The 15,213-nt window shown below is 47.7% G+C and carries 9 protein-coding genes; 7 read left to right on the forward strand and 2 right to left on the reverse strand.

The window, feature by feature from the left end; translation table 11 throughout:
- Position 1 precedes the first annotated feature (1 nt).
- The 6 genes from BMW65_RS03660 to BMW65_RS03685 all read left to right on the forward strand — a co-directional run bounded on the left by BMW65_RS03660 (position 2) and on the right by BMW65_RS03685 (position 10,309).
- Positions 2–1,486 (forward strand): BatA domain-containing protein, encoded by a 1,485-nt coding sequence (locus BMW65_RS03660; RefSeq protein WP_177180980.1) that lies wholly within the window; start codon positions 2–4, stop codon positions 1,484–1,486.
- On the forward strand, positions 1,486–3,750 hold the full coding sequence (locus tag BMW65_RS03665; RefSeq protein ID WP_090602809.1) for a hypothetical protein: 2,265 nt from the start codon (positions 1,486–1,488) through the stop codon (positions 3,748–3,750). Before BMW65_RS03660 ends, BMW65_RS03665 begins: the two co-directional genes overlap by 1 nt.
- A 4-nt stretch (positions 3,751–3,754) precedes the next feature.
- Positions 3,755–5,548, forward strand: coding sequence for a hypothetical protein (locus BMW65_RS03670; RefSeq protein ID WP_090602810.1), 1,794 nt, complete (start codon positions 3,755–3,757; stop codon positions 5,546–5,548).
- 102 nt (positions 5,549–5,650) lie between these two features.
- Positions 5,651–7,288, forward strand: a complete 1,638-nt coding sequence (locus BMW65_RS03675; RefSeq protein WP_090602812.1) for a TldD/PmbA family protein — start codon at positions 5,651–5,653, stop codon at positions 7,286–7,288.
- A 62-nt stretch (positions 7,289–7,350) separates the two neighbouring features.
- On the forward strand, positions 7,351–8,988 hold the full coding sequence (locus BMW65_RS03680; RefSeq protein WP_218145332.1) for a TldD/PmbA family protein: 1,638 nt from the start codon (positions 7,351–7,353) through the stop codon (positions 8,986–8,988).
- Positions 8,989–8,992: 4 nt separating this feature from the next.
- Positions 8,993–10,309 (forward strand): TldD/PmbA family protein, encoded by a 1,317-nt coding sequence (locus BMW65_RS03685; protein ID WP_090602815.1) that lies wholly within the window; start codon positions 8,993–8,995, stop codon positions 10,307–10,309.
- 141 nt (positions 10,310–10,450) lie between these two features.
- Here BMW65_RS03685 and BMW65_RS03690 read toward each other — a convergent pair whose 3' ends face one another.
- Both BMW65_RS03690 and nagB read right to left on the reverse strand, forming a co-directional pair.
- On the reverse strand, positions 10,451–11,392 hold the full coding sequence (locus BMW65_RS03690) for a hypothetical protein (RefSeq protein ID WP_177180981.1): 942 nt from the start codon (positions 11,390–11,392) through the stop codon (positions 10,451–10,453).
- 177 nt (positions 11,393–11,569) lie between these two features.
- Positions 11,570–13,498 carry a glucosamine-6-phosphate deaminase gene (gene nagB, locus BMW65_RS03695; RefSeq protein ID WP_090602819.1) on the reverse strand — a complete coding sequence of 643 codons (1,929 nt, stop codon included), beginning with the start codon at positions 13,496–13,498 and terminating at the stop codon, positions 11,570–11,572.
- 295 nt (positions 13,499–13,793) lie between these two features.
- On the opposite strand from nagB, the gene BMW65_RS03700 reads away from it, so the two are divergent.
- The gene (locus tag BMW65_RS03700) at positions 13,794–15,212 is read left to right on the forward strand and encodes a Gfo/Idh/MocA family protein (protein ID WP_090602820.1); all 1,419 of its coding nucleotides are present in this window, start codon (positions 13,794–13,796) and stop codon (positions 15,210–15,212) included.
- Position 15,213: the final 1 nt, after the last annotated feature.

Below are 15,213 nucleotides of genomic sequence, written 5' to 3' on the forward strand. Positions count from 1 at the left end.
GGTGTCTGTCGAATTTTTATATCCCCTTGGCTTTTTGGCTGCTACAGCCGTGATTATCCCGGTGTTGCTACACCTGTGGCGCAAAGAAAAACGCAAGGTGCTACAAGTAGGGAGTACCAAACTTTTCGGCAATATAAAGAAACATCGTATCAATCGGCTACGGATAAAGAACTGGCCGCTATTATTGTTGCGTTGCTTACTTATTTTGGCTCTATCCTGCTTGCTGGCTGCACCCCACATCGCCTCAGATAGGCCGGGATCGAATGAAACCGGATGGATATTGCTGGGTACTGCTTATCATGAAAATCTTGCGGAAAGCCAACGTATCCTGATGGATAGTTTACTGAACAACGGATATGGGCTACGAGCCTTCGAACCCGGCTTCCGCAAAATCAGTATGCAAGACGCTGATACGGTCTCCCAATCGGCAAATCCTTTTGCACTCATCCATCAGCTCAATGATATCTTACCGGCCGGATTTCCTGTAGTAGTCTTCAGCAGCCCGCAAATCAGCCAATTAACAGGAGATGTGCCTGCAACCACGCTTGCACTTACCTGGCATGCTTTCGCACAACGGGATACATCCCGCGTTCAGTGGGCAGCACAGGCGTGGAACACCGCTTCTGACAGCATTGCCGTGATCGTCGGCTCATCCAGTACAGACGACACCCATTTTGAACAGCTTGTTGTCCAAGCCGATGGCAGTGAACAAGGCGTCCAGGTACGGGTAGAACAAGGACAGACACTGGTAAAATTGGATGGCCAATCAGAATGGGTGGCGGTGAATGATCACAAATTTCAAATCCGGTTTGCTTCAGACACCCCATTGCCTGATCTTGGATACCTGCGTGCATTGCTGGCCGCTTTCCAGCAGGCTACTGATTTTCCGATGGAAATGGCTACTTATCAACCGGGAGAATCGTGTGATATCTTGTTTGATCTTACGGAAGCTGGCCTCCCAGATACCGCACTAGCTGCTGCCACTATTTTCCGCTATGCATCCGGAGTACCCGAAGACCAGCAGAATAATTACGTGATACCAGCGAATACCCAGGCGGATAGGGCAATGGCAAGTGTCTACAAGCTGATTGTTGCCGAAGATAAGGATACACCGGTCTGGCAAGATGCATTTGGCAGACCGCTATTAACCGTAAGCAGGCAACAAGGGTATACACTTTTTCGCTGTTATACCCGGTTTAATCCGCAATGGACGGATCTCATCTGGTCCGAAGCATTTATAAACAGCATGATCCCCTTGTTTGTCAATACGAAGGAGCCCCTCCTGGTCAGCAGTTTTCATACATATTCCCAGGACAAACGCGCATTTGTCGGTACCGTTTCATTGCCGCACCGCGCAAAGACAGCACAGGATATTGGTCAAGTGCCAAACCAGGCAAATACGATACCTTATCTGGCATGGATAGCTTTACTGATCTTCGCTGCAGAACGGATCGTGACCTATCATTATAAAATTAAAACGGAGTGATGGATAGTGCCAAAGGTCTAAAATGGATATCAAAACGTAAGCAGCAATGGTTGGCTTACCAACTAACGGCAAAGTTATGTTATGCCATTGCGGCTACATTTGCAGTGGCAGCAGTGCTGTTCTGTTTTATGCAGACCCCGCTTTGGATATACCCTGTCATATGCAGTGTGTTATTCTCGGCTATGGTACATTTTTCAGGCATTGCCAAGGTGCAGCATCACCAGATAGCCGACATGCTCGACATCCGTTTTCCGCAGTTGGAGCATAGCGCTTCGCTTTTCTTGAAATCCTCCGAATCGTTAGGTATGCTCCAAAAGCTACAGATCCATCGGCTATACCAATCGGCATTTGATCTTCCCGTAGGTCATTTTATCAATTATCGGATATTGTATAAACCCGTTGGCATCTTGTTGTTAACCGCAACAGCTTATTTCATCGTTTTATATAATGTCACACCTCACCTGGGCAACGGCCAAGTAAGCAGCCTGCAGCAAACCGCCAACACTCCCAAGCCTTCGATGGATCTGCCTGCGGCAATAGCAGCTGCACAGGTGCGCATCACACCTCCGGTCTATACCGGTCTGCCGAAAAGCAAACAAACAGATCTGTCCATTGCTGCACCTCTTGGCTCAACCATTGGTTTAAACCTCACCACTACCGCACGCATCCGCGAAATGGCTTTGTTGCTTGATGGCAAAACAACCATCCGTTTGCATCCACACGACAAGGACAGCCTTCGATGGGATATCGAATTTAAACCACAGAAAAATGGTTTTTACCAACTTTCGCTGGATGGCGAGCTATCGGCTCTTTATCCGCTGGAGCTGATTCCCGACTTACCGGTAACCATTCGCGTGAGTAACCCCGATCAGCATACCGTGATTGACTTCGGTTTCCCGGAAACGGTAGCACTAAACGCCTCCATGCAAGATGATTATGCTATCCGCGAGGCACAAATTATGGCCACGATTTCTTCGGGCAAGGGAGAAGGCGTTAGCTTTAAATCGCATGAAATACCCCTCCGCACCGCGGTAAAGAACAAAAAGGATGCAACGATTGCGCAGACAATTGATTTGAAAAAATTAGGTATGGGGCCGGGCGATGAACTCTATTTTTACATGAAAGCCAACGACAATGCCGGGCAGGAAAGCCGCTCTGATGTGTTTGTCGTCGTCTTGCAAGATACCGCCGAACTATTCAGTATGTCCGGTATGGTAAGTGGTGTGGATCTTGCGCCCGAATACTTCAGAAGCCAACGCCAAATCATCATCGACACCGAAAAACTCCTTGCTGAAATGGACTCACTCTCCACCCCAGAAGTGCACAACAGGAGTAATAACCTGGGGATTGATCAGCAGCTTCTGCGCTTACGCTATGGGCAATTTTTAGGAGAAGAAGCCGAAGACGCCATCGGTGGCCATGTGGGACATGACCATGGCGAGCAAGGCCCTCAAAGCCTTGCCCACCTGCCCAAAGAAGAAGTGGTGAGCCACAACAAAGTCCGGGATTGGAAAAACCATGATCCAGGCCATGAAGGCCATGAAAACCACGCCAATGAGTTTAAGGGAGAAGGCCCCACCGAAGTACCCATAAACATGGAAAGTCTTATTGCTGAAATGTCCCATCAGCACGATCGTGCTGAAGACGCCACTTTTTTCGATGCCGAGCAAAAAGCCCACCTCAAAGCCACGCTGACGGAAATGTGGAACACTGAACTACGTCTGCGAACCTACAAACCCCGTGAAGCATTGCCCTATGCTTATAAGGCGCTTCGTATGTTGAAAGAACTGCAACAAAAATCAAGGGTATATGTGGGCAAAGCCCCTACTAAAACTACTCCCTTGAACCCTGAAAAACGCCTTGCCGGAGACCTCGAAGAGATTACAGGTGCAGAACAGCACTATACGACACTGGAAAACCCCGACGAACTCAATGTGCAACAACGCTTGAAACGTACGCTCGCTTACCTCTCCAACCTGAAAACTACCCGAAAGCTGGATGAAATGGGTAGGCAACTGCTCATCGAAGCGGAGCGCAGCGTGATGGAAGCCGCAAGCCGTGAGCCTGCCCAATACTTAAGCGCACTCAAAGCGATACGGCTGCTTGAGGAAGACGGGGGGGAAAACACCCAAGCTGAAATCCAGTTGATCGAAAAAGCCATCCATGAATTGCTCCCAACGCTGACACAACAGCCACAAAAGAAAAACCATGTAAGCAAGCAGCCTATTTATCAGCTTTATTTCAAGCAATTAACCGTTAATTAAAATCATGACATTGCCTCAAGCTTTTTTTATTGTTCTTGCATTCATCTTACTTATTTATGTGTTGTTGAATGAGAAACGATCAAAAAGCCAGGTACCTTTTCTGATCAGGTGCCTAGCTGGGCTATTAGCAATAGGGGCGCTTTCAGGCTTGTTCTTTCCATTGAAATACCCACAAAGTTGGCACACCTCCGATAAATCCGATGAACTGGTAGTCTTCACTAAAGGGACACCCGATTCAACCATCCGTATAGCGACAAAAAATGGCAATACTGCGACCACTGATAGTGCTATCGCTCGTCAACACCTGATTCCTTTAATTCAGAATTGGGAAGCTTTTCTTCGTCAACACCCACGGGTACCGATAGCTCTCTACGGATTTGGCCTTACCCGTCCGCAATTGGACGCACTTACTGACCGTCCGTTGCATTACCACGCGCCTCAGCCTCCGCAGGGTTTCGTCTTTTGTGCGTGGCCCCTACAGCTACAAGCTTTATCACCGCTTGTGGCACAAGGACAGTACAATAACCCTTCAGATCAGGAGGTGAAAGTCGTCTTATTAAGTGCCAACCAGCCTGTGGATTCCACCATCATACCCGCAAGGGCCGCTCACGCATTTACCTTGTCTTGCCTACCCAAGCAACTCGGCAATACACTATTCAATGTATTGGCGATAGCCGGGCAGGATACACTGCAACACGAGAAATTGCCTGTATTCATCAATCCTCCGCAAACACTCAACGTAGTGATGCTGGCTGCTTCGCCCTCGTTTGAATATAAATTTCTAGGCAACTGGTTTCAACAATTGCGGTATGGCATAGCCTCCAGAGCTCGTATTTCCGTTGATAAATTTTCATTTACCTATAGCGAGGGATCACCCCTGTCATTAGCACCCCCGCTGGATGCATCTACTTTCAAACAAGCAGACCTGCTGATTGCCGACGAAGCAGAGCTGGCAATGTGTACGCAAACAGAACAGCAGGCAATAGCCGCCGCCGTCCGCTCAGGAATGGGACTCTTACTGTTTGTCGGTGATGAAAAGAAACATTCGCTGTTGGGCCAGGAATTCCGCGTTGCCACAACCTCCAATGAACACGAGCAAACGATTGCAATTAAATCGATAACCAAGCAAGATTATCCCCAGCTGCCCATCGTTTTGCTCAATGGTATCCAAGTAAAGCCTTCACAACAACCCTTGTTGTACCATGATACCCAAATCGTAGCAGCGTCACAACTTTACGGTAAAGGTTTCGTTACGGCAATGACCATCAACAACAGTTATAGCTGGTGGCTTAGGGATCAGCAAGAAGCCTATACCCGCCTTTGGTCATTTCTCCTGGACAACACCACTGCCGGCCGCCAGCAGGCCTTGCACTACGTACAAACACCTCATTTCCCTACAACTCATAACTGGATGGAACTGTTGTTACAGCATCCGGAGCCTTTGCTTTCCATTGACGGGCAACCTCATCCCGTACTTCAACATGAATATTTACCAGAATTATCCAAATTATCGTTTTGGCCCCAGCACGGTGGATGGCATTCCATAACAGCCCAGCAGGCAGACAGCGCTTGGTTTTATGTGTATGATCAAACCGATTGGCAACCTGCAAGAGATTTTGCAACACTGGGCGCAACAAAAGCGTTCGCAACAAGGGAACACGAAAAGCTTACCAACAAACCCGAAATCGAAGTAAATCCAGAAAATGAAATACCCAAATGGATATTTTTTCTATTATTTCTAATAGCAGCCACGGTATTATGGTATGCTTCGAGGCAATATAACCAAAATGTTATGTAAATATTGTAAATTATGTCGTTACAAATCTTATTTTGGTTTCATTATTTAAACGGTTAAGCGACGATACTTTTTTTTGGCAATACCTTAATAAACAGCACTGAATTGAAAAGAAAAGATTTCCTCAAATTGACAGGGTTAAGCTTTGGAGCCTACGTTTTGGCTGATTTACCTGCTTTCGCGAAGGTGATTGATCCGCAGGCAGCGTTGGATCGCATCGATACATCGCTCAAAAAAGAATTGGCCGATGTAGCACTCAATGTGGCCAAAAGCAAGGGGGCGACTTATGCGGATGTACGCATCGGACGTTATCTCAACCAAACCATTGCTACGCAGGAAAAGCGAGTACGGGGACTGCAAAGCACGGAGTCCTATGGAGTAGGCATACGCGTCATTGCGGATGGATGCTGGGGATTTGCCGCTACCGATAAAGTAGACAAGGACAACATTGCGCAGGCGACAGCCCTTGCGATTGCCATCGCCAAAGGTAATGCACGCTTCATGACTGAGCCCGTCCGGTTGGCTCCCCAAAAAGGGATCGGTGAGCAAACCTGGGCTACGCCTATCGAAAAAAACCCTTTTGAAGTACCCGTCGGTGAGAAAGTGGAGCTATTATTGGCCGCCAATCAATCGGCACTGGATCAAGGGGCCAATTTCGTGACATCCAACCTATTCATGATCAATGAACAAAAATATTTTGCCAGCACAGACGGTTCTTATGTTGATCAAGATGTCCACCGGATATGGCCGACGTTCACCGTCACAGCCATCGACCGTGCCTCTGGGAAGTTTGAAACCCGCGATAGCTTAAGCGCACCCATGGGGATGGGCTATGAGTACCTTACTCCAGGTTCGCCTTATAAAATCGATGGGGTACCGGTGACGCTTTATAAAGATCGATACGATATACTTGCGGACGCAGCAACAGCTGCCCAACATGCCAAGGAAAAAATCGGCGCCAAGTCCGTAGACCCAGGCAAGTATGACCTGGTATTGGATCCGCTGCATTTGGGCCTCACTATCCATGAGTCGGTAGGCCATTCCACCGAACTCGACCGGGTGCTTGGTTATGAAGCGAACTATGCCGGTACAAGCTTCTTGACGCTGGACAAATGGGAGTCGAAAAATTTCAACTTTGGCAATGAACTGGTGAATGTAGTAGCCGACCGTACACAACCCGGCTCCCTCGGTGCCGTTGGATATGATGATGAAGGTGTACCTGCCGGAAAATGGGATGTCATCAAAGATGGCATACTGGTCAATTACCAAACCATTCGCGACCAAGCCCATATCTTAGGGCTTGATGCTTCGCAAGGCTGCTGCTATGCCGATAGCTGGAATAGCATCCAATTCCAACGCATGCCCAACATTTCCTTGCTTCCCAATAAAAATAGCCGCAAGGTGGCCGATATGATTAAAAATGTGGAAAAAGGCATCTACATCGTGGGACGGGGCTCCTATTCCATCGACCAGCAACGGTACAATTTCCAGTTCGGCGGCCAGCTGTTCTATGAAATCAACAACGGAAAAATCGTGGGCATGCTCAAAGATGTCGCCTACCAAGCGAATACGCAGGAATTCTGGAATGCCATGGCCGACATTGCTGATGAAGATGACTACCGCCTGTTTGGGACGTTCTTTGACGGCAAAGGACAGCCCTCCCAAGTAAGTGCGGTGTCGCATGGTTCATCAACAGCCCATTTTAAAGGCATTAACGTCATTAATACAGGTCGAACGATTTGATAAGTATCAACCAATAACATCATATGTTTCATTTTTATTAAACCATCACAGGAGATAACACATTGAAAAGAAAAGATTTCCTCTATTACACCTCAATGGGAATGGGTGCATTGCTAATGCCCAAAATGGGATTATTCGCCCGTCCTATTGATCCCTTGGAAGCTTTGGTGGAACGGGCTGATGCCCAAGCCAAAAAAGCGTTGGCTGATGTGGCATTGAACGAAGCCACTGCACAGGGAGCCACTTACGCCGACGTACGTATCGGCCGTTACCTCAACCAGTATGTCTTTACCCGTGAAAAACAGGTGCAGGGTGTATCCAATACAGAGTCCTACGGTGTCGGCATCCGCGTCATTGTAAACGGTTGCTGGGGCTTTGCCGCCACCAATAACATGACAAAGGAAGACATTGCCAAAGCTGCTGGCCAGGCCGTAGCTATTGCCAAGGCCAATGCAAAAATCCAAGGCGGATCAGTCACGCTGGCCCCACAGCAAGGCTATGGAGAAGTCAGTTGGAAGACCCCTATTGAGACCAATGCCTTTGAAGTACCCATTAAAGACAAAGTGGATCTGCTGCTGCAAGTCAACAGCATAGCCATGGAAAATGGCGCCAATTTTGTCAATTCCCGTATCGCAGCCATCAATGAGCAGAAATATTTTGCTTCCACGGATGGTTCGTATATTGATCAAGACATCCACCGCATCTATCCCAGCTTCAACGTGACGGTCATCGACCGTGCCTCGGGCAAGTTCCAGACGCGCAATGCATTGAGTTCACCCATGGGTATGGGTTATGAATACTTAGATGCACGTCCTGAAGATAAAGTCGCCGGTGTAGTCACACGCTATAAGAAGCGGTATGACATTTTAGAAGATGTAAAGGCTGCCGCGCAGAATGCGACGGAGAAAATTAAGGCTAAATCTGTAGAGCCCGGGAAGTACGATGTAGTACTGGACCCTTCGCACCTCTGGCTCACCATACACGAGTCAGTAGGTCACTCTACGGAACTCGACCGTGTACTGGGCTATGAAGCCAATTATGCAGGTACAAGCTTCCTGACGCTGGATAAACTGAATTCCAAGAATTTCAATTTTGGCAACAAATTGGTCAACGTCGTAGCCGACAAGACCGAGGTCGGCTCCCTCGGCGCCGTAGGTTACGATGATGAAGGGGTCAAATGTAAACAATGGGACTTGATTAAGGATGGTATCCTCGTCAACTTCCAGGCTACACGCGACCAAGTACATATGCTCGGTGAAAATGCATCACATGGCTGTAGCTACAGCCAAGGTTGGGAAGACGTGCAGTTTCAACGTATGCCCAACGTCTCGCTGCAGCCCGGCAAGACAAAGCTGTCTGTCGATGATCTCATCAAGGATGTGGAGAAAGGGATATACATCATCGGCGATGGCAGTTTTTCCATTGATCAGCAACGGTACAATTTCCAGTTCGGTGGACAGGTGTTCTACGAAATCAGTAACGGGAAAATTGTGGGTATGCTCAACGATGTCGCTTACCAATCCAATACGCAAGAGTTTTGGAACTCGTGTGCAGGCGTATGTGATGAATCTGATTACCGTCTCGGTGGCGCATTTAATGATGGCAAAGGACAACCTTCACAAAGCAACGCCGTGTCCCATGGCAGCGCCACGACCCGGTTCAATGGAGTTAATGTAATCAACACAGCAAGAAATATTTAATACTATGGCGATTTTAAGCAAAGAAGAAGCACAAGCAATATTAACGAAGGTGCTGAGTTTTTCCACGGCCGACGAATGCGTAGCCTCCTTGAGCGGTACGGACGAAGGAAATATTCGCTATGCCAACAATGCCGTATCCACGGCAGGCGCGGCGAGCACAATGAGCCTGTCGGTAAGTTCAGTATATGGCAAAAAAGTGGGATCAGCGAGCATCAACGAGTTTGACGATGCCTCGCTAAAAAAGGCCGTGGAACGCTCAGAGGAATTGGCCAGGTTATCGCCGGAAAATCCGGAATACATGCCGATGCTAGGCCCCCAAACCTATGATGAGTCGCTGACTTATGCGGAAAGCACAGCCGCTATTGATCCCGCTGTCCGGGCAGATATGGTGGCCCAAAGCATCCAAGCCGCTAAGGATGAAAAGTTGGAAGCAGCTGGATTCCTGAACAACAGTACCGGCTTCAGGGCTATGATGAATTCAAAAGGGCTCTATGCGTACAATCGGAATACTAACGTATCTTTTTCGGTAACGATCCGCAATCAAGAAGGTACCGGGTCGGGCTATACCAGCAACAGTTTCAACGACGCAAGCAAGCTAAGTACACTCTCCATGAGCAAAGTAGCCGCTCAAAAGGCCAAGACATCGGCCGGGGCTAAGGCTATCGAACCTGGCAAGTACACCGTCATATTAGAGCCCTTGGCCGCCAGCGATTTGGTGGGATGGATACTACGGGGATTCGACGCGCGAAGTGCCGACGAGGGAAGAAGCTTCATGAGCAAGAAAGGCGGTGGAACACGTTTGGGCGAACAGCTTTTTGACGAGCGCATCAGTATCTACTCTGATCCCTTGAATCCGGAACTACCCTCTCCAACCTGGGAAGGCGATGGCCTGCCATTGAAGAAGACCACGTGGGTAGAAAATGGGGTGGTCAAGAACCTGTCATACTCACGTTACTGGGCAGCTCAAAAAGGCGTGGATCCACTTCCCTCAAGCTGGGGCATGATCATTCCCGGAGGTAATTCTTCATTGGAAGATATGATTAAAAGTACCGAACGGGGCGTTTTGGTGACCCGATTCTGGTACATCCGATCGGTGGATCCCCAAAGCCTCTTGCTTACCGGGCTCACCCGCGACGGCACGTTCTACATTGAAAATGGAGCCATTCAATTCCCGATAAAAAACTTCCGGTTCAACGAAAGCCCTATCATCATGCTCAACAACGTAGAAGATTTGGGCAAGACCGAACGGTCGGGCAATATCTTGGTACCGCCCATGAAAATCAGGGATTTCACGTTTACGTCCTTGTCAGACGCAATATAGCAAACTGAATAGTCCTGAAATAGCGAGACAGAATTTATAGGGCAAAAACAGTTTATCAAAAGACGTGTCAAAGGTTTTTTATAACAAATCCCCGGTCAAAAAGTCCGGGGATTTTTGTTTGTCTTGGTTGCTACTAAAAGGTTATTTCAGTTCCTCAGCCAACATGACTTTTTCCTCCATAACGTTTTGTTGCCATTGTTCAGGAGAAATACGATACCGTTTACTATTGGGAACCGGTTCCCAAGGATTGCCAAACGCAAAATGAAAATCGTATGACCCGCCTACAATGCCGAGTTCAGGTATATAAATGAATCGATCTATACCCCGATGTATATTTGGGCCGTCAACCACGTTCCAATCGTCAAACACCCAGAAAAAATACGCTTTTCGATTATTTACACACAATTCTTTGGATAAATACATGCCGATTAACATCCTGTCTTGGACAATTGCCATACTGTTTTGCTGTGAAGGGAAGGTAGCATCAGGAAATAATCTCAAGTACTCCTCCTGCATCTTTACTACGTCAATAGGGGGTCTATTGATGTTGATGGTCCCCGGAGGCGTATTGATGGCGTGGTGATATTCCCGAATATTGAACTGCTCAAACAAACAAAGCTTGCTTGCCAGGTACCTGCCATTATCTACCCGCACAATCCGTAAGGAAAATGATTTCTCCAATCGAACCCCTCTTCGGATTTTTCTTACATAGTTCTCGTTAAAATCGGCATATTGGATCATTGCCCCTTCTATCTCGCTTTTATCCACTTCTTCCCAATTTTGTGTGTTATCAAAACCCGGTAAAACCGAAAATAAGATTAAACTTTGTTCATCGATATATACATTGAATAGTTCAATGCGATCGTCCGTTCCGTATAATTCCGCAGTACTTAACGTATATTGCTTGATTGTGTACGCGCTATCCAGCATATCCAACAGGATATATTTTCTTTTTTGAGCATGACCAAAACTGAAAGCCATCAATGCTAAAAACAAAAATACCGTGCACAATCTGTTTGTTCGAGATGCCATATCATTAAGGACTTTTTTTGCCTTTAGCACTGGATGTTGAATTTCTTTCATAGTTGTTTATATCTATCTCTGAAGAGGTTAAGCTCGGTATTGCAGTTTCTCAAACAGGGAATGTCGTTTGTTCTTTTTCTCTTTTGCATAATAAACCCCAAAAGTTTTGTCTAACTTTTGGGGTTTACTTCAGGACATTCCCGGACGGCCTTTTTATTAGGCCTTCGCGATAGCCTTTTATTCATCTTCAAACTTCCACCGCACAAATGCTTCAATGGCTTCATACTCTGCCATGCCCAAACCGTCGTATAACTTAGCTGTTTCACGTGTACGTTCCTCAGCGCGTACCCAAAACTCACGGGCATCATCCCCAGGGAATACCGGTACATCTTTTTGAGACTGGTGTTTGAAAATCGCATGGCGTTTGCGCAATACCTCCTGCGGCGAAAGCGGCACAGCCATTTCAATCTCATGGATCTCGAATTCATGCCAAGCGCCACGGTAAAGCCATACCCAGCAATCTTTTGTCCACGCTTCTGTCTTGCGCAAACGTACCATCGCCGCATGGATGATATCAAAACATACTTTATGGGTGCCATGTGGATCTGCGAAATCTCCGGCAGCAAAAATCTGGTGAGGTTTAACACGTTGCAACAGCTCCATGGTTTGTAGGATATCATCCTCATAATCCAATTTCTTGCTGTACTTGCCACGGTCATAGAAAGGCAGGTTTTGGAAGTGGATGTTTTCATCCGGAAGACCTGCAAATCGGGCTCCAGCAATGGCCTCCCCTTTGCGGACAAGCCCTTTCACGGTAAGCAATTCCGGCGTGTCTATTTGGTTGGGTTTTTTGCTTCCGATGAATTGCCGTGCATCTTTGTAGAGTGCCTCCAGTTTTTGGGTATCAATACCTTGTGATTTGGCAAAGTCGGTCGCGAACTCAATAAACCGCAATGCATCGTCATCCCAAACCGCCGTATTGCCGGATGTTTGATAAGCCACATGCACATCGTGGCCTTGATCAGCCAACCGGATAAATGTACCGCCCATGGAGATCACATCGTCATCTGGATGTGGTGAAAAGATAATGGAACGCTTCTTAGCAGGCTCACGGCGTTCAGGGCGCTGGCTGTCATCCGCATTTGGCTTTCCTCCGGGCCATCCGGTAATGGTATGTTGCAGTTGATTGAAAATATCAATGTTGATGTTATACACGGGCCCCTTTTCCGTTGCCAGCTGGGCCATACCGTTCGTGTTATAATCATCTTCGGTAAGCTTAAGTACAGGCTTTTTAAGTGTCTGCGAAAGCCACACTACCGCTTTTTTGATGGTCCTGTTATCCCATTCGCAATCTTTGACCAACCAAGGAGTATCAAAGCGGGTCAGCTGCGATGCTGCATCACGGTCAAGTACAAATTCTACGCTGTCCGATAGCTGGAGATAAGTAGCGGGTACGTCCGAGGAAATTTCGCCTTCAATTGCTTTTTTTACAATTTCAGCTTTTTTCTCATTCCAGGCCATTAAAATGATTTCCCGTGCCTTGAAAATGGTGCCAATGCCCATGGTGATGGCTTTTGTAGGCACATTTTCCTTACCACCGAAATCACGTGAAGCGTCACGGCGCGTCAGATCATCCAGCGTGACCAATCGTGTACCGGAATTGGGCGCAGAACCAGGTTCATTGAACCCGATGTGACCCGTACGACCAATACCCAGCACTTGCAGATCAAGCCCTCCCAATGCGGTAATTTTTTGCTCGTAAGCCAGGCAGTAATCATGGATATCCTCCATAGCCAATGTACCATCGGGGATATGTACATTCGCCCGGTCAATGTCGACATGATCAAAGAGATTCCTGTTCATGAAGGTGACATAACTCTGCTCTGAATCGGGCAGCATTGGATAGTACTCATCCAGGTTGAAGGTAATCACGTTTTTGAAACTGAGCCCTTCTTCCCGGTGCAGACGTACCAACTCTGCATACACTTTTACAGGGGTTGCACCTGTAGCGAGACCAAGAATGGCCTGCTCACCTTTTTCTTGTTTGCCGCGGATAAGATCGGCAATACGCTTAGCCACGGCTAATGAGGCCGTGGTAGGGTTGGAGTAAACACTTACGGGTACTTTCTCGAAGCGTGTTTCTTCCAGTAAATTTAATCTTGCCATTTGAGGAATTACGTATAAGGTGAGACGCAAAACTAACGATAAATGTCTATACGTTGCGTGGAATTTTTGCAAATAGTTGTTTTTTTAAACGAACAGCACAATGCAATCGTTTGCGTCCAGGGGCAAGGAATCGGTAAAGAAAAGGTAAGCAAACGGTAGCCGACAGGTAAGGCGTAACGACGACCTATTTGATGGATAATATTTTAAACAAACGGTTGCGTTGACCGAACGCTTTGATAACTCGGCTAACCGTCCTATACTTGCTCTTAAAATTGTTACTATCCCAATTTTCGTTATGAAATACAACCGTAGAAGTTTCCTCAAAAACGCGACCCTGCTTTCTGGAGCCGTAGCAACTTTGCCGGCCGTGACGGGCGGAGTAAACGCCAATGATTTGCAGGCATCAGCTTATCAACCGATGCAGCCCCAGCGCTTCAACATGAGCGGATACGCAGCGCCAACGATCGACAAGGTACGTATTGGCTTCATCGGTTTGGGGATGCGCGGCCCCGGAGCGGTGGAACGGATGTCGCATATTGATGGCGTAGAAATCAAAGCGCTCTGTGACAAGGATCCGGATAGGGCAACAAAAGCCCAAGGTATTTTGGAAAAGGCTGGACTCCCTAAAGCTAAGGAATACAGCGGGGAAGAGGGCTGGAAAGACATGGTAGCCAACGAAGAACTTGATCTCGTGTACATCTGTACGCCTTGGCACCTGCATACTCCAATGGCCGTTTATGCGATGCAGCATGGCAAACATGCAGCAAGCGAGGTTCCCATAGCCGTCACAATTGATGAATGTTGGGAGCTCGTGGAAACATCCGAGAAAACCAAAAAACATTGCATGATGCTGGAGAACTGCTGCTATGATTTCTTCGAGATGCTCACGCTCAACATGGCCCGCAATGGGCTATTCGGCGAAATTATCCATGCAGAAGGCGCATACATCCACAATTTGCTGGATCTGAATTTTGATAAAAACGGGTATGCCGATATGTGGCGGTTGCGCATGAATGCTACACACAATGGCAATCTTTATCCTACACATGGCCTTGGCCCCATTGCCCAATGCCTCGATATCAACAGAGGCGATAAGATGGATTACCTGGTCTCACTATCGACCAATGACTTCATAATGGCGCATACTGCCGAAGAAAAAGCCAAGGAAGACGCTTTTTTCCAGCCTTTTGCAGACAAGAAATACCGGGGAAACATGAACACCACGGTGATTAGAACCGCCAAGGGAAAGTCTATCATGGTGCAGCACGACGTCACTTCTCCGCGCCCCTATTCGCGGATACACCTCGTCAGCGGTACGAAAGGTGTCGCATCCAAATGGCCCTCACCGGAGCGTATTGCCTTTGGCCATGACTGGCTTAAAGAAGAAGAATTACAAAGTCTGTATAACCAATATACGCCCCCCCTCATCAAACATGTGGGCGAGGTAGCCAAGCAAGTCGGTGGCCATGGAGGGATGGACTTCGTCATGGATTGGCGGCTTATCGACTGTTTGCGCAATGGCTTGCCACTGGATCAGGATGTGTATGACGGTGCCTTGTGGAGCAGCATCTTCCCCCTAAGTGAACAATCAGTAGCCAATCGATCGCGTTCATTAGATATCCCCGACTTCACCCGAGGTGCATGGAAGACCAACAAACCTGTAAATCTGACATTGGAAGGCGGTGCCACTACAGGAGTAAGGCAAGTCAAATAGG

This window comes from Parapedobacter koreensis (genome assembly GCF_900109365.1).
Taxonomy (GTDB): domain Bacteria; phylum Bacteroidota; class Bacteroidia; order Sphingobacteriales; family Sphingobacteriaceae; genus Parapedobacter; species Parapedobacter koreensis.

Excerpts from the sequence above, each read along its gene's own strand:
- BMW65_RS03665 (WP_090602809.1), top strand. The coding sequence starts at position 1,486 with ATGGATAGTGCCAAAGGTCTAAAATGGATATCAAAACGTAAGCAGCAA.
- BMW65_RS03670 (WP_090602810.1), top strand. The coding sequence starts at position 3,755 with ATGACATTGCCTCAAGCTTTTTTTATTGTTCTTGCATTCATCTTACTT.
- BMW65_RS03685 (WP_090602815.1), top strand. The coding sequence starts at position 8,993 with ATGGCGATTTTAAGCAAAGAAGAAGCACAAGCAATATTAACGAAGGTG.
- BMW65_RS03690 (WP_177180981.1), bottom strand. The coding sequence starts at position 11,392 with ATGAAAGAAATTCAACATCCAGTGCTAAAGGCAAAAAAAGTCCTTAAT.
- nagB (WP_090602819.1), bottom strand. The coding sequence starts at position 13,498 with ATGGCAAGATTAAATTTACTGGAAGAAACACGCTTCGAGAAAGTACCC.
- BMW65_RS03700 (WP_090602820.1), top strand. The coding sequence starts at position 13,794 with ATGAAATACAACCGTAGAAGTTTCCTCAAAAACGCGACCCTGCTTTCT.